Annotated in this window: 15 protein-coding genes; 2 read left to right on the top strand and 13 right to left on the bottom strand. The window is 37.7% G+C overall.

Annotated elements, in window-relative coordinates:
• The 8 genes from purL to flhA form a co-directional block, all read right to left on the bottom strand.
• A partial coding sequence (gene purL / locus PHV30_09260) for a phosphoribosylformylglycinamidine synthase subunit PurL (protein MDD5457208.1) occupies nucleotides 1-2,198 on the bottom strand: 2,198 nt, incomplete at its 3' end.
• 105 nt (nucleotides 2,199-2,303) lie between these two features.
• Entirely contained in the window at nucleotides 2,304-2,939 is a 636-nt protein-coding gene (gene nadD / locus PHV30_09255; protein MDD5457207.1) for a nicotinate (nicotinamide) nucleotide adenylyltransferase, read from the bottom strand.
• Entirely contained in the window at nucleotides 2,899-3,990 is a 1,092-nt protein-coding gene (rfbB, locus tag PHV30_09250; protein MDD5457206.1) for a dTDP-glucose 4,6-dehydratase, read from the bottom strand. The genes nadD and rfbB overlap by 41 nt, the downstream gene beginning before the upstream one ends.
• Nucleotides 3,987-4,694, bottom strand: a complete 708-nt coding sequence (locus tag PHV30_09245) for a sugar phosphate nucleotidyltransferase (protein ID MDD5457205.1) — start codon at nucleotides 4,692-4,694, stop codon at nucleotides 3,987-3,989. Before PHV30_09245 ends, rfbB begins: the two co-directional genes overlap by 4 nt.
• Nucleotides 4,695-4,743: 49 nt before the next feature.
• The gene (locus PHV30_09240) at nucleotides 4,744-5,331 is read right to left on the bottom strand and encodes a sigma-70 family RNA polymerase sigma factor (protein MDD5457204.1); all 588 of its coding nucleotides are present in this window, start codon (nucleotides 5,329-5,331) and stop codon (nucleotides 4,744-4,746) included.
• Between the two features lie 2 nt (nucleotides 5,332-5,333).
• A complete protein-coding gene (locus PHV30_09235) occupies nucleotides 5,334-5,642 on the bottom strand; it encodes a hypothetical protein (GenBank protein ID MDD5457203.1) in 309 nt (102 codons plus the stop codon).
• Between the two features lie 27 nt (nucleotides 5,643-5,669).
• Entirely contained in the window at nucleotides 5,670-6,032 is a 363-nt protein-coding gene (locus PHV30_09230; GenBank protein MDD5457202.1) for a hypothetical protein, read from the bottom strand.
• A gap of 92 nt (nucleotides 6,033-6,124) precedes the next feature.
• Nucleotides 6,125-8,224 carry a flagellar biosynthesis protein FlhA gene (flhA, locus tag PHV30_09225; GenBank protein MDD5457201.1) on the bottom strand — a complete coding sequence of 700 codons (2,100 nt, stop codon included), beginning with the start codon at nucleotides 8,222-8,224 and terminating at the stop codon, nucleotides 6,125-6,127.
• A gap of 191 nt (nucleotides 8,225-8,415) precedes the next feature.
• Here flhA and PHV30_09220 point away from each other — a divergent pair, with 191 nt between their 5' ends.
• The gene (locus tag PHV30_09220) at nucleotides 8,416-9,168 is read left to right on the top strand and encodes a glycosyltransferase family 2 protein (protein MDD5457200.1); all 753 of its coding nucleotides are present in this window, start codon (nucleotides 8,416-8,418) and stop codon (nucleotides 9,166-9,168) included.
• Here PHV30_09220 and PHV30_09215 read toward each other — a convergent pair.
• The gene (locus PHV30_09215; protein ID MDD5457199.1) at nucleotides 9,165-9,872 is read right to left on the bottom strand and encodes a glycosyltransferase family 2 protein; all 708 of its coding nucleotides are present in this window, start codon (nucleotides 9,870-9,872) and stop codon (nucleotides 9,165-9,167) included. The genes PHV30_09220 and PHV30_09215 overlap by 4 nt on opposite strands.
• 134 nt (nucleotides 9,873-10,006) lie before the next feature.
• On the opposite strand from PHV30_09215, the gene PHV30_09210 reads away from it, so the two are divergent.
• The gene (locus PHV30_09210) at nucleotides 10,007-11,035 is read left to right on the top strand and encodes a glycosyltransferase family 9 protein (protein ID MDD5457198.1); all 1,029 of its coding nucleotides are present in this window, start codon (nucleotides 10,007-10,009) and stop codon (nucleotides 11,033-11,035) included.
• Here the strand turns inward: PHV30_09210 and PHV30_09205 are convergent.
• From PHV30_09205 to PHV30_09190, 4 genes are read right to left on the bottom strand one after another with little or no spacing between them, the layout of a single operon-like run.
• On the bottom strand, nucleotides 11,032-12,177 hold the full coding sequence (locus tag PHV30_09205) for a glycosyltransferase family 4 protein (protein ID MDD5457197.1): 1,146 nt from the start codon (nucleotides 12,175-12,177) through the stop codon (nucleotides 11,032-11,034). The two genes, PHV30_09210 and PHV30_09205, sit on opposite strands and share 4 nt — an antisense overlap.
• Before the next feature lie 3 nt (nucleotides 12,178-12,180).
• Nucleotides 12,181-13,638, bottom strand: a complete 1,458-nt coding sequence (locus PHV30_09200; protein ID MDD5457196.1) for a radical SAM protein — start codon at nucleotides 13,636-13,638, stop codon at nucleotides 12,181-12,183.
• On the bottom strand, nucleotides 13,635-15,155 hold the full coding sequence (locus PHV30_09195; protein MDD5457195.1) for a hypothetical protein: 1,521 nt from the start codon (nucleotides 15,153-15,155) through the stop codon (nucleotides 13,635-13,637). Before PHV30_09195 ends, PHV30_09200 begins: the two co-directional genes overlap by 4 nt.
• 7 nt (nucleotides 15,156-15,162) lie before the next feature.
• Nucleotides 15,163-16,173, bottom strand: a complete 1,011-nt coding sequence (locus PHV30_09190; protein MDD5457194.1) for a glycosyltransferase family 9 protein — start codon at nucleotides 16,171-16,173, stop codon at nucleotides 15,163-15,165.
• Between the last annotated feature and the right edge of the window lie 125 nt (nucleotides 16,174-16,298).

Raw genomic sequence — 16,298 nt, 5'->3', positions numbered from 1 at the left:
AGTTCTATAATCTTCTCTTTTTCTACCTGGATCGAAAGTTCATATTCAGCAGTAACTTTACCGATCTTCGTTAATAAAAAGTTTTCAAAAACTTTCTCAAACTGCGCAGTATTTTTCGGTTCAACAGAAAATATTATTCTACTCTGAGATTCTCCAAATAACAAGCTGTCTATTCTCAACCCCTTACTGCGGGACAGTTCTACTACGGCTCCCTTTTTATGTTCAAGCATACATTCGGCAAGGGCCACTGCCAAACCTCCGTCGGCTAGATCATGAGCCGAATGAATTAAATTCTTTGAAATAGCTTCCAGTGTTTTCTGTTGTAATTGTTTTTCTTTGTTTACATCGAGATGCGGCGGAATCCCGGAAATTGTCTTATGGACAGTTTTTAAATATTCGGAACCGCAAATTTCATTAGAAGTATCTCCGGCCAGATAAATAATATCACCCTTATCTTTAAAAGACATTGTAACCGGCTTACTGTTTTTGCCCAAAACCCCGACAACAGCAACGACCGGCGTAGGGTAAATCGAGCCCTTTTCCGACTCATTATATAAGGAAACATTACCGCTGATTACCGGAATGACCAGAGTTTTACAGCATTCGGTCATACCCTCAATAGCTTTTTTCAATTGCCAGAACGATTCCGGTTTTTCGGGATTACCAAAATTCAGACAATTGGTGAGTGCGGCCGGTACAGCGCCAGTACAAACCACGTTACGGGCCGATTCTGCAACTGCAATCTTGCCACCCTCAAAAGGATCAAGGTAGCAGTAACGTCCATTACCGTCTGTTTTCACAGCCAATTTTTTATTGATGTCTTTTATATTTAGAACAGCCGCGTCTGCATATCCTGGCAACACTTCAGTGTTGGTCTGCACCATATAATCATATTGCTCATAAACCCACTTTTTTGAGGCTATATTGGGAGTTCCCATAAGCTGTAAAAGTACTTCCCGGGCTCTTTCAGGATGGATATCAGGTACTTTGTTTATGTCAAAAGCTCTGGTTTGTTTTAAATATTCCGGCTCCTTGCTTTCCCTCTGGTACAGCGGTGCATCGTCAGTTAAAGCAGTGGATGGTATTTCCGCGGCTATTTCATTATTATTCAAAACTCTAAATTTGTTATCATCTGTTACATGGCCCATTTCCACTGCATATAAATCCCATTTTTTAAAGATATCCTGAGCGATTTTTTCCTTGCCTTTTTCAACTACTACAACCATTCTTTCCTGACTTTCGGATAACATGATTTCATATGGTGTCATGTTTTTTTCCCTTTGCGGTACAAGAGCTACGTCAATTTCCACTCCATGACCACCTCTGGTTGCCATTTCGCTTAGGGAACTGGTTAGTCCGGCTGCTCCCATATCGCCCAAACCCACAACACATCCGGTTTTTAAAAGTTCCAGACAAGCCTCAATCAACAATTTTTCCTGAAAGGGATCACCCACCTGCACTGAAGACTTCCTCTCAGTACTTTCTTCGGTAAGTTCCACTGAAGCAAAGGTTGCGCCATGTATGCCGTCGCGCCCGGTAGATGCCCCTACATAAAAAATGGGATTACCGGTACCTTTGGCCACACCTTTGATAATCGGGCCATAAAGCGGACTAATCTCTTTATCACCGGATTGTACTATTCCCACACACATGGCATTAACCAGACAATTATCCTCATAAGAATCCTCGAAATAGACTTCCCCGGCTATAGTAGGAATGCCAACACAATTTCCATAGTCACCTATGCCTTTTACAACATATTCAAAAAGATGTCTGCTCTGCTGGTCTCTAGTAATATCACCAAATCTCAAGGAATCAAGACAAGCTATAGGCCTTGCGCCCATGGCAAAAATATCGCGTATTATACCTCCTGAGCCTGTTGCCGCACCCTGATAAGGCTCAATGGCACTGGGATGATTATGTGATTCGATTTTAAAACTCACAGCCACGCCATCACCGATGTCAATAATCCCGGCATTCTCTCCCGGACCTTGCAAAACAAATGGTCCTTTGGTCGGAAACATTTTTAAAAGCGGTTTGGAATTTTTATAACTACAATGTTCAGACCAAAGTACGGAAAACATTCCCAGTTCGGTAATATTCGGCTCTTTGCCGATCAATTTTTTTATTCGCTCATACTCTTCTGGGGTAAGCCCATGTTCTTTTACTATCTCGGGGGTGACCTTAATGTCTTTCATCACAATCTCCTTAAAAAATCAACATTGTATCCAGCAAAAATTACATTTTTATCCAGAACATTATGTTACAAGAAATTCGCAGAAATTACAACGACCAGCTTCAAGCTAGTCGCGCTGAATAACGCTTAAATCTTCCTGCATCTGATAAAGCTTGTTGGCCTGAATGTATTCTGCTACAGGCTTTGGGACAAACTCATGTATATCTTCCTTTAAAAAACAATATATTTTTATTTGCGTGGAAGATATATTGTAGGTTTGTTCTTTAATATAGTTAACATTGGCATTCTTATATAATTTATTTTGCAGCAGACTTTCGATACTTTCGTTACTGATACCGGGCCTGCTGTAGACAAATACTTGAGCCAGCTTTAAAATCTTTTTTGGATCCTTCCAGTTTTCAAAGGTTAAAAATGAATCGGCTCCAAGAAGTAATCCCGGTTTTTGCTTATACTTGTCATAAAAATATTCAATAGTATTAATTGTATAAGATTTGCCGTCACGTTGATATTCAATATCTGAAAGTATAAATCTGGGTTCATGTTTTGTAGCAAGACGCAGCATTTCCATACGCTCTTCGGCAGAGGCCTGAGGTTTATTTTCTACAAACGGATTCTGCCAGCAGGGAACAAAAGTAATTGTATCGGCAAATTCCAGACATTTTTGAGCGATAAACAAATGCCCGCTATGGACCGGATCAAAACTACCGCCGAATATTACGGTCGGCAATATAGTGTTTTTCATAATATTCCTTATAAACTCCTGAAGTAACTTTTTTCAACCAATCCGGATGCTCCAGATACCAGTCGACCGTCTCCTCGATACCGTCTTCGAACCGATGTTTGGGCACCCAGCCGCATTCCTCTTCAATTTTAGTAGCATCAATGGCATAACGTAAATCATGCCCCGGCCTGTCCGTAACAAACTTTATTAATGTGGTGTTATCAAAATCACGGTTTAACTTTTTATTCAGGAGTTCACATATATAATTAACAATATCAATATTCTTCCATTCGTTATGCCCTCCGATGTTATATACCTGACCCACTTTTCCTTTTTTTAAAACTACATCTATGGCTTCGCAGTGATCAAGCACAAACAGCCAGTCTCTGATATTTTCACCTTTTCCATATACAGGCAGTTCTTTTTTTTGCAGAATATTATTAATTATCAAAGGTATAAGTTTCTCGGGAAATTGATAGGGTCCGTAATTATTGGAACAACGAGTGATAATTAAAGGAAGCCCATAAGTCTTGAAATATGATCTGACCAGCAGGTCGCTGGAGGCTTTTGATGCTGAATAAGGGGAATTGGGCTTAATTTGGCTTTGCTCGGTAAAAAACCCTTCTTTACCCAGGCTGCCATATACTTCATCTGTTGAAACATGGATAAAACGGCAATTTTCATCTCTGCCCGTCCAATGCTTTCTGATTATGTCCAGAAGCACCTGGGTACCGACTATGTTTGTCTGAATAAAAGGGGTACAGTCCTGTATGCTGCGGTCCACATGAGATTCAGCAGCAAAATGAACAATTTGGTTTGGCGCAGGTATATCCGGTATCATTCCGTTGAATATCCTGTCCAGTAAATTCCTGTCAGAAATGTCTGCTCTGATAAAATGATAGTTTTCCGAATTTTCTATTTCTTTCAAGTTTTCCAGATTGCCAGCATAGGTTAATACATCAAAATTGATCAAAATGTCAGAAGGGTATTTTTTAATATATTGCCGGACAAAATTGGAACCGATGAAGCCGGCACCGCCGGTAACCATCAAAACATTTGGTTTTTCATTCATGAATTTTGTTTATGGACCAGAGCATTAGCATGGTAAAGCGACTCAAATGTTCCGGCGTCTGTCCAGAAACCGTCCAAAATCTGATAATGCAGATTACCTGCTATTAAGTAAGCATTATTAACATCGGTTATTTCCAGCTCTCCACGCTGCGAACGTTTGAGGTTTTTAATATATTCAAAAACCTGTTTGTCATATATATATAAACCGGTTACAGCATAGTTACTTTTGGGATTTTTAGGTTTTTCCTCGATTTTCACGACATTATTATTTTCAATTATAGCAACCCCGAAACGCTGAGGGTCTTCTACCTGCTGTAAAAAAATAGTTGCTCCATTTTTAAAATCAGCTGCAGCCTGTTTCAAATTTCCGCTAAAAATATTGTCTCCCAATATTACTAACACGTTATCATCACCCGCAAAATTTTCGGCAAGTCCGAGTGCCTGGGCTATTCCGCCGGCTTCATCCTGGACTTTATAAGTGAAACGACAATTAAAATCTTTACCTGATCCTAACAGATTCACCACTGCCCCCATATGTTCAACGCCGGTAACTATAAGGATTTCACTAATTCCTGCCTCTAAAATTTTTTTTATGGGATAATAAATCATGGGTTCATGACCAATAGGCAACAAATGTTTATTGGTTACCTTGGTTAAAGGAAAAAGTCTGGATCCCGTGCCGCCGGCTAAGACTATACCTTTCATAATTTATTTATTATACCCAGTTTGTTTGCTGCTGCCAATTAAATTCTGGTTAAGACAGTATCTTTTTCAATTTTTCTATGGCGCCTCTGTATATTCTGGACACCTGGGACTCGGAAAGATTTATTTTTTTGCCGATATCTACCAGCGTCAGATCATTTACACTTTTTAAAGTAACAACTCTTTGCTCAATAGATGTCAATTGTTTCATGGCTTCCGACAATGTAACTCCATCCTCAACCTTGTGGGAAAATTCTTCCTTGTTTTTATTTATTGCCAGATACATATAGGCAGCGTCCGTGATCCAGTTATAAAGGCGGCTCGGGTCGGCTTTGGTAAGATATCTGATGTGATCGCGCATGGCACCGTTTATCCTGGAATAGGCAAAAGGCCAAACTACCGGATTATTGGTGGGGTCCCAGGCACGGATTGTTTGAATAAATTCCATACAGGCGATATTATGCAAATCATCATATTCACTGTCTTTGATAAAACCCGGGAGTTTTCTGGCATAATTTTTTACTAGCGAGTCAATTTTATATTTAAAGGCTCCGAATATTGCGTCGGAGTAATGATGAACAAGATAGTCGATCAGATCATGTGTGATTTTATTGGTTAATTCCTGGTTTAACTTGTTCATGATCAATTAAGAATAGAGGATAATTTTTTTAAAGATCTTTTCAGTAAAATATTGCGCAAAGATTCCTTAACCTCAATGGTTTCTTCTACTTCCGCTTTATATTTGCGTAACACGGTTTCATATGTTTCCAGATGCAAACCAAGTAATACTACATCAATAATTCCCAATAGCTCACCTTTATAAGTTTCCTCAATATTTGGATTTATAATATTGGAGAGTTCTTCGGATGACAGCTGCTGATTGATCTTTACATTTGAGTCCCCCCAGCCGCTGAGCTCCTTACGAGAAAAAGATTCCCTGTCATTATTCATTTGCTAAATATAATAACAGAAAAAAGTTTAATTAATAAGAGTTGAATCGATTTTTAATTCCTGAAAATGCCTTTTTGCAAAGTCCAGTACTTCGGATTTCAGAACCAGATCAGAGCTTAGTGCGTCACTGATCGTTTTAACCATTTCCTTGTTTTCTGTAGCTTTATCGCCGAATTCAATAGCGACAGCATTTTCTACAACCTTTTGTATTAATTCAAAGGAAGTTAAATTATATCCTTTTGTTTTTTTGCATAAGGTTACAAAGGCGTTGATCTTTTCATCACGATTTTTGTAAAGGCTTTCATCAACAAAGCTACCATCTGAAAATAATACAGCTAATGGGATGTTTTCTTGCTTATCCGCTTCTGCTCCGTTTATCATGTTCACCATGCTCACACCCTTACCTTTCTACAACCATTATATTTATTACAGTATTATATCGTCAAATTTTTAAATAAGTTTCATCGATTTTATATTTATTTTTATTCATTGATTACACCAATGGATTGAACCTTGATCTGCGGTACTATTTCGTTATAGGAAAGCACCGCGAACATTGGATAATTACGTTCTATGAATCTTTTCAGATGTGGTCTTAAACGAGGAGAACATAAAATTATAGGAGACTTTTGCAGTTTGTTAAAATTTCTCAGAGGTTCTTTGAGCTGGATAAGTACCCGTTCCCCGGTGTTAGGTTCAAGCGCTAAAAACGAACCGTACTCGCTTTGATGAATAGCACTGATCATAGTTTCTTCCAGCCGTGGATCAAAGGTAACAACGGTAATTGTATCTTCAGCATCGGCATATTGACCGCAAATTTGCCGTGAAAGAGACTGCCGGACATATTCTGCCAGCAAGTTGGTGTCTCTGGAGACATGAGCATAATCAGCCAACCGTTCCAGTATCGTAGACAAATCTCTGATACTGATCCTTTCCCTGACCAGGTTCTGCAGCACTTTATGCACCTGCCCCAGAGAAAGCATATCCGGCACCAGTTCCCTGACAATAGCCGCGTTGGAATTTTTAACCAGCTCCAGCAGTGCCTGAACATTTTGCCTGGTCATAATTTCATCCGCGTAGCGCTTGATTACTTCTGAAAAATGTTCTGAAATATAATCAACAATTGTTTTAACAGGCAACCCTAACTGTTGTAGCCTGTCACCAAATTCAGCGTTAACCCAGCAAGCCCTGCTACCATCAACAGGGTCAGTAACTTCCTCTCCATCCAGTCCCTTTTCGCGCAAGGTAGCCAGGGTTGTTTTTACATAATACGCATTGGTATAACCTTCGCCCAAGCCTACTTTTGTTCCTCTTATATCTATTCTATATTGATTCGGTGGCAGACTAAGATCGTCCATAACACGCACACCAGGTATAACAAATCCCAGATCCTGCCCTATCTGATATCTGACTAAAGTAATCCTTTCCAGCAAAGGCCCGTTCTGCGATGGGTCAATAAGCGGGACAAGATTCCTTCCTGTTTTCAGTGCTATTGGGTCCAATGCCAGCGTACCAAGAAGGTTTTCAGGTTTTTTCATAGCTTCTTTGGCAGCCTGCTCCTCCTGAGCAGAAACAGTTTCTTCTTTTACCGAAGCCGCCTTGGTTAAAGAATAACCGGCTAGCATCGCCGCCACAGCAAGAATCATAAAAGGAACTGTAGGTAAACCGGGAACCAAAGCAAACATGAGCAGGATACCTCCGGTAAAAGTAAAGACCGTAGGCTTTTTCAGTATCTGCTGAGTGATATCTGTACCAAGACTTTCTCCCGAAGCAGATTTGGTAATAACCAAACCGGTTGATATAGACATTAAAAGTGCCGGTATCTGGGCTACCAGACCGTCACCAATTGTAAGTCTGGCAAAAGTTTCCAGGGATTCGCCAATTTCCAGTCCCTGCTGAAAACGACCGATAATAATACCTCCGATAATATTAACAATAACTATGATAATACCGGCGATACTGTCTCCGCGTACAAATTTATTAGCACCGTCCATTGAACCGAAAAATGTTGCTTCTTTTTGAATTTCCTGCCGTTTGGCTTTGGCTTCAGTGGCGTCGATCAAACCGGAGTTCAAATCAGCGTCTATCGACATCTGCTTGCCGGGCATGGCATCCAATGTAAAACGAGCTGCTACTTCAGCTACCCTTTCCGAACCTTTGGTAATAACCATAAATTGTACAATTGTAATTATGGCAAAGGCTACAGCGCCCACAACAAAATTACCGTGGGTTACAAAGTTGGCAAAGGCAAGAATTACCTGTCCATGGAAATCAGCTCCCAGGCTGAGGATTAATCTGGTTGACGCCACGTTCAGGGAAAGACGGAACAAAGTGGTAACTAATAATATTGAAGGAAAAGCCGCGAAATCCAGCGGTTTATTCAGAAATATCGCAACCAGTAAAACCACTATTCCGATAGAGATATTTAAAACCAATAAAACGTCCAGCAAAAAAACTGGCAGTGGTATGACCATGATAACAAGTACCATTACGACAAGTATTGCTACCGCCAGGTCATTGATCGGGATTTTTTTATTAAACTCTTCCCAACTGAAATTTTTTAAAAAAGCCGCAATATCCATAATATACCGGTTGAATTACTTCCCCAAAAATAAATTTTTATATTCCGAACCTATAAAAATTATATTTTTAAAAACGTCATAAAACAATGAAATTAAGAAAAATAATGCAATACCGTGATTTATATTTTATAATCTGAAAATAATAGCTATACAGTCTGATATAAATAGTTTGAATAAAACAGAAATTCAAAATGTATAACGATAAAAAAATTTCAGTAATCCTGCCAACATACAACGAAAAAGATTCTATATATCAATGTATAGAAGATTTTTATGCAACGGGTGTTGTTGATGAAGTACTGGTTATCAATAACAATGCAGCTGCCGGTACATCTGCTGAAATAAGCAAAACCAGGGCCAAAGAAATTCTTGAGACAAAACAGGGGTACGGGCATGCTATTCAGCGGGGCTTAACAGAATCTTCGGGCGACCTGATGATTGTTTGTGAACCGGATGGAACATTCAAAGCCAATGATATCTTTAAACTGCTGGCCTATGCCAGCGATTGCGAAATTGTTTATGGTACGCGCACAGTATCGACATTTATCTGGTCCGGAGCAAACATGGGCAAATTTCTCAGGCACGGCAACTGGTTCGTAGCTAAAATCATAGAAGTTTTATTTAACACTATTTCTTTGTCGGACGTGGGCTGCACAATGAGACTCGTCTCCCGCAGCGGGTTAAATAAGATTAAACCCTATTTTACGGTCGGGGGTAATTATTTTGGGCCTGAAATGATTCTTTTATCAATCGCTCATGATCTGAAAATTATTCAAATCCCTGTTAATTATTTGGAAAGAATCGGAAAATCTTCGGTTACGGGAAGCCTTGCAAAAGCTTTTGTTCTTGGGATCAGAATGATTATGCTGATCATCGATTTCAGGATTAAAAGTATATTTTCTAAAAGTAAAAGATATGGCTATAAATCAAAAAACTTCCATTAGTTAAACAAATTATATTTAAAAATATAGTACATTGCGCTGATACCGTCACGCCAGGTAATTTTTTTCCCTTCCTGGTAATCTCTTCCATAATAGGAAATGGGGACTTCATATATCTTCAATCTTTTTTTTGCAAATTTCGCTGTTAGTTCCGGTTCAATGCCAAACCGTCTGGATTTGATATCTACATCTGTTATAGCTTTTCTGGTAAAAACCTTGTAACAGGTTTCCATATCTGTTAAATTCAAATTTGTTAGCATATTGGAAAGAAATGTCAATATTTTATTACCGATACTATGCCAGAAAAATAATACCCGATGCGGACCGCTGCCTCCCAAAAACCGCGAACCGAAAACAACGTCCGCATGACCTTCTATAATAGGAGCGATTAATTTTGGGTAGTCATTAGGATTATATTCCAGATCAGCATCCTGAATAATAATAATGTCACCCTGAGCTACTTCCAGAGCTGTTTTGATTGCGGCACCCTTACCCTGATTTACCAGTTTATCAATAATAACTACTTTATCGTTAGAATAATTTTTCAACAAGTTCGTTGTGCCGTCTGTAGAAGCGTCATTAACACAAATTACTTCATAATCAAAACCGTCAGGATATGGTGCATTATGAACTTTTTTTAATATTTCCTCTATTGTATCCTTTTCATTATATACAGGGATTAAAACACTGATTAAACTTTTTAACATAGTTTTATAATATTACCGCTTTTTAAAAATCTTGCCCATATCTTTGATAAAATCACCGTAATGAAAAGCGGGACATATGACTAAAAAATTACTGATGTGTTATACTTTATTAAATAATTTTGTAAAAGAATGCTATGAAAACCTCATTTAAAGTACTGATCATAAAAATGTCATCTCTCGGTGATGTTTTACAGACGACTCATCTGGTCAGCAGTATAAAAAAAAGCTATCCGGATTGTCGGATTGATTTCATGACCGGGGAAAACTGCGCGTTGTTGCTGAAAAACAACACTTCTCTGCGCAGAGTTATAAGTGTACGTGGATTTGACAGGTCCGGTATACAGGCCGCTTTTATCTCGCTGTTCAGATTTCTCAAACTGGGTCTACTTCTCTTTAGTGAACGATATGACTATATTATAGTTTTGCACAGACATTTTGCTTTCAAATGTTTCGGCCGGTTAATAACATATAAAAAAGTAATTGCCTGGGGCCCGCCTTCCCTGTTTTTTAAAACAATTTCTTTTGATCTTAATAATAACCGTTATGACAGACATTTTGATCTGGTGGATAAATACCTGCCTCTATCCATAAGAGATTTCAATCTGACCTATATACAAAATTTTTCCAAACCTGATATTTCATCCCCATATATTGTAATAGCACCAGGTGGTGGGCATAACAACTGGGCATCGATGCCTAATAAACTTTGGCCTTTGTCCGGTTTCCAAAAACTTATAGCGCAAATGCCTGTTGATTATAAAATTGTTTTAGTTGGTGCCAAGACAGACAAAAATATTTGTGAACAATTGTCATCAAAAAAAATTCTTAATTTGTGTGATAAAACATCCATCGTCGAACTGGCCGATGTGATAAAATTTGCCGATCTGTTTATCGGTAACGACTCTTTTGCCTATTACCTCGCCTGCGCTGTAGGTACAAAAGCTCTCGGTTTATTCGGACCCACAAACCCAGAAATACTTGTACCACAAATGAAGAACGCCTTTTACCTGCAATCCGCGAACAAGTGCCTTAACTGTTATAATCCTATTGATAGTATCGGAGGACTGGCATATAAATGCAAAAATAATGATTGTCTGAAACTATTAGAAGCTGAGACAGTAAAAACCAAAGTGCTGGATATCCTCGATAAGAAACAGGTTTAAGTAACTACTGACTTAATTGTCTCATAAAGACATTGTTTTTGTTTATCTAGTGAAAATTGGTTTATTGCTTTCTGTTCAGCGTTTTTTAAAATTTGCTGGACATCGATTTCTCTATTTATAATCGCTGAAAGCTTGTTGGAAAGATCCTGCGGATCATCAGGACTGAAAAGCAGACCGGTCTTGCCATCATCGATAATTTCCGGGATAGCGCCGATATTCGTACCTACAGCGAGTGCCCCCATGACCATGGCTTCCAGGACTACCATGCCGAATGGCTCAGGAGTCCGTGATGCCTGAACAGCAATATCTATGTTTTGATATACATACTTCATGTTCTTCAATCTGCCTGTGAATATAATATTCTCTTCCAGTTTCAGGTTTTTAACCAGGTTTTTGATTTCTTCAACATATTCTGGATGGGCAATAGTTTCACCTACTATATAAAAACGAATTCTCTGTTTACTTTTTATCTCAGTTAATAATATATTTGCTGCTTTTATAAAAATATCTACACCCTTTCTGGGTTCCAGAAGTCCGATCTGCGCAATATTAATAATTTCTTTTTCTTTAATTATTTTTATTTGCTCATCGAATGTATCCGTGAAACAGTCTTTTTTATCGATCCCGTTGTAACATCTGACGATTTTACCTGGATTTATCCCGGATTTGATCAGCGCTTTCTTGACCGCATCGGAGATGGCTATAATTTTGTCGGAAAACTTGCTTATAAACGAAGCAGAAAAGCTTTCCAGAGAGCCGGCTTTATGAATATCGTGCATATGCCAGATAAATCTCTTCCTGTAAATCAGCTTTGCCAAAAGGCAATATGGTGCGGCTGATAAATGATTGGCGTAAATTATATCAGGCTTGTACGACTTTACTGCACGCATGACTTCAAGAGAAGCCAGTACAAATTTAAACAAAAAAATAACCGGCCAAAAAAAATTCTTTTTACGTTTTATATTTGATAAATATTTGGCTTCAATGGTACATACTCCCAGTTTGTTTAATAATTCTGAAAACGGCCCTTCGGGAACAATTACGCTGGCCTGCCAAAATGAATTGTGGCGCAGGATATTGGCCAAAACTATTTCTGCTCCGCTGTATTCCCTTGCCTGACTTACATGTAATACTTTAATCATTTTTCAGCTTTGTATTATTCTTTTCAAAAAAACCTTGATAAACTTAAGCGAAGTAAAAAATTTATAAATTTTGTTTGTGAACGAGTTCGATAAAATCTTATATTGCAAAACTCTGAGCAGCAATAACCACCGAGGCTTATAAGCTTTATAAATTCTGTATTCAAACCAGACATAGGCATTCATAATTTTACGTCTGCTAAACAAAGGCATCTCTAAAACGCCTCTCCTTCTTTCTCTGGAAAAATTTATTTTATTTGGCAAATACCCGTTCTCTATACACCTGTCATATAATTTTGTTCCCGGATAAGGAAAAAAAATAGAAGTCATTACGGAATCGGGTCTGGCTATCCGGTTTATTTTTACTGTCTCCAGATAATCGTTATAAGTTTCGCCGGGAAGACCGACGAGATTGTAAAGATTTACTTTAAGCCCATATTTTCTGGCCAAAGACACGGCTTGTAAAAATTCATCATTAGTATAACTTCTGTCCAATATTTCTCTTCTTACCCTCTCGCTGCCTGACTCCAGCCCTATATTCAGGGAAACAAAGTTGGCTTTTTTTAAAGCCTGAAAAATAGCATCGTCTAAAGCATTTTTAGAAACCCGATAATTGGCACTGAAACCAATTGGGTTATTTAAAGTTGAATTTAAGTTATGCAATTGCTCGCAAAGTTCAAACAACCATTCCTTATTAATCGTTAATGTCTCCACTTCCAGATAATAGCTGCGGTGATCCGGATATTTCCCAAGCAGATGCTTTATTTCTTCAATTATATTTTTAACAGTTCGGAGTCGTACATATTTGCCTGTGGCTAACTTTCTTAGCGCATGGTTTGAGCAATAGGTGCAGGAATACGGACATCCCCTACCTAAAAGCACAGCGATCCTGGCTTCATTTTTTTCATCGATCCAGGGTTGCCATGATTCCCGGTCCGGGAAAGGTAATATGTCCAGATCGTGCATGAACGGCCTGGAGTTGTTCTTTTCAACGATTTCAGTCTTTTTTATCCAGAGATTGGGAATAGCGGTTATTTCCTCCTTGTCCCTGATCTTTTGAGCAAGCTCCAATGTGGGAAATTCACCTTCGCCGATACATAAAGCGTTAAAACTATCCGTGATAACATTGTCCGGTGCTAGAGAAGCGTGGGCACCGCCTATTACTAAAAAAATATCAGGTCGGATATTTTTGATATAGTCAGCAACCTGAGAAATAAAGCTATATTGTGAAGACACTGCTGTGAAACATATCAACTCAGGATTATTGTTGTTAATTTTTTCTTCAAGCAATTTTACATAAGCCTTACCGTAATTACTGCTTAAGACCAGAATATCGGTGTTATATTTATTTGCTTTTAGGACCGCAGAGATATATGAAATCCCGAAAGCAATATATTCGGATGAATTAAGGGGTTTAAGCAAAGAGACAGAGTCATCGGTTGAATAAATAAATAAAATATTCATGCGACTGATTTATTTTTATTCCTTTGTAAAAGGATATAAATATTATAGAAAAAAAGAATAAAGAATAAAATATTTAATGGGTTAAAAGGCATTCTTAAACGCATACCTCCACAAACACCGTCGACAAACGCAGTAATAAACCCTGCGATAAACAGGGCTGTATAAACGGAGATATCGTTACTAAATCTGAATATTTTCGATCTTTTTTGCATGAAAAAAAATACAAAATAAAAAAATGTTGTGAGCAAAATTAAAAATTTATATGAATATGAAACAAAATTCAGAGACATAAGCCAAATCTTTCCTGGTACACTTAATTTTGTGATTATGGCCTGTTTGCCCTGAGAAGCAAACAAGAGCAGTTGTTTAGGGCTGGCAATATTTATTAATAAATAAGGAATATCATAACAGGTCCAGGCATAATAATAGATATTGTTGATAATTATTTTTTTCAATCCGGTTAAGGGGTTGTTTATAAGAAATTGTATGGTAACCTCACCGGTTTTTTTATCCATATCACCTATGGCCTGATAATAAGTACGCCCGCTGTTCAGACGCCCCGCAATATACTTTTTAATCGTCTCCCGATCTTTCCATTCATAAAACTTGGTGCCCGGCTTGATATCATTATTAACTAGTCTGACTAACCTGTTTGGCGAATTTTCAGAGTCTATGTAGCTTGCCAGCATATTGTAACCGACAAAAACAGTAGGTGAAAATTTGCCTGATAAACCGAAATTCCTGTAAGACCATAAAAAGACGCTGATCATAAAAAAAATAAGGATCAGAAAAACTACTCTCCATTCGTATTTTTTGAAATATAATTTGATTAGTATAAATAATAACAAAAGAACAACAAATATTAATAAGTTCGGACGGGTCATGAAGCTGCAAACGGCAAAAAATATTATTAATAAAAAAGGCGAAAGGAAAAAAGATGCAAATTTCTTTGTATCTGACTTTACATTTTGATAATAGGATAATAGGTGATAAGTAAATCCGACCAAAAAAAATGAAGCCAAAACATCAGATAAGACTCCATTCCAGTCAAAATATATCGGGCTGAAGACTACAGCTGTAAAATAAATATAAAATAACAGTTTTTTTTCTTTAAATATCAATTTCCCCAAAAGTAATGAGTAAATACATATACCTACATAACTGAAGTAGTTCAGTAAAAAAGCCGCACCTGCATGGTTCCAGAAATGCCTCATAAACCCAAGCAGCAACGGATACAACGGTGTTCTCTTTAAATTGAAAACAAACCCGCTGCTGTCCAGGCCTCCCGAGAGTAAGGCTTTACCTTTTGCATTCAGATAAGAGCTCACATTCCATTCCGATGGATACAATAATTTGTGATGTTTTAGCAGGTTTTCCGATAATGACCAATATTCATCACTGTCAGCTCCCTGCCCCCAGGGAAATATAGTCGGGTGATAGGTGCAAATATTGATATAGATATATATAATAAGTCCTGCCAGAATTATTAACGAATTAATTACAATATTTTTTTTCATAATAAACCTACTCGCCGGTTTTATAGTCAATCATTTCCAGAAAGACAAAATAAACATCCTGTACAGACAAATCATTTAAGATATTCTTTTTGGGTTGTTTATATTTTTTATAATGTAAATAATCCGGTTTGGAATTGAAAGGTCTGATTATTTTTCCATATTTGTTAATCGGTCCGGATATATGCTCATCGGCAGGGCCGAAAATTGTGACTTGTTTTATCTCAAACAAGGATGCGATATGCGCCAGACCGGAATCGTTACTTATAAAAAAATCGCAATTGGCTATCAGATTAATAGTTTCGGTCAGACTGCTATTAATAATATGCGTTATCCTGTTATCTTTCTGCCGAAAATATTTATAAAAAAGATCCAGTTCATCCGGCCCCCAAAACATTGTGATACTATATCCGGTATTCTCCAAAATAAGATTGATCAGTCTGGCCCAATTTTCAACAGGCCATCTTCTCCAATATTGATTTTGACCGCAACCCGCGTGAATTCCTATCACTTTTTCTTTAATTTCATTCGATTTTTTGCCATGTTTTTCTATACCGAGACAGTTATAAGACAACTGCCGCGTGATTTCTAATAAACGCTCATTATTAAATAAATTATGTTCATACCGGTATTCCACTTTTGATGTAAGGAACCAATTTATATTGTTAAAAAATTTAAACCTGTATGCATGTTGGATTCTTTGTCCCGCACCAATCAAAAACATAAAAAGCGCGCTGGCAATACCTTTGTGCGGGTATAAACAAATAGCAACATTATATTTTTCTTTTCTAAGAACACTTATTAACGGCAGGTTCAGATAAAGTTTGCTTGTAGTAGTGTAATAAAATTTATAATTCAAGTCTTTAAAATCTTTATTCAAAAAAAATATTTGTTCCCATTCTTTGTTTCTGGTTAAAATATGCACATCTTTGAGATTATTTATTTTTATGTATTCACAAATAGCCGGTAAAGCCATCACAGTATCGCCGATCGCGGACAGACATATAAATAATGTTTTCATTTTTCTCCCAGAGCAACGATACTGTTACCCAGAATGTTGGCAACAAGGCTGGACATACTGTTATGGTCACGAAACAATATCCTTTTTAAAATTAAATACGGTGATAAAGGTATGACCCAATAATT

It is taken from the genome of Candidatus Margulisiibacteriota bacterium (assembly GCA_028715625.1).
In the GTDB taxonomy this organism is placed as follows: Bacteria; Margulisbacteria; Riflemargulisbacteria; order GWF2-35-9; family GWF2-35-9; genus JAQURL01.
The sequence above is the reverse complement of the archived record's forward strand: the minus strand, read 5'-3'. Positions and strand labels throughout refer to the sequence as shown.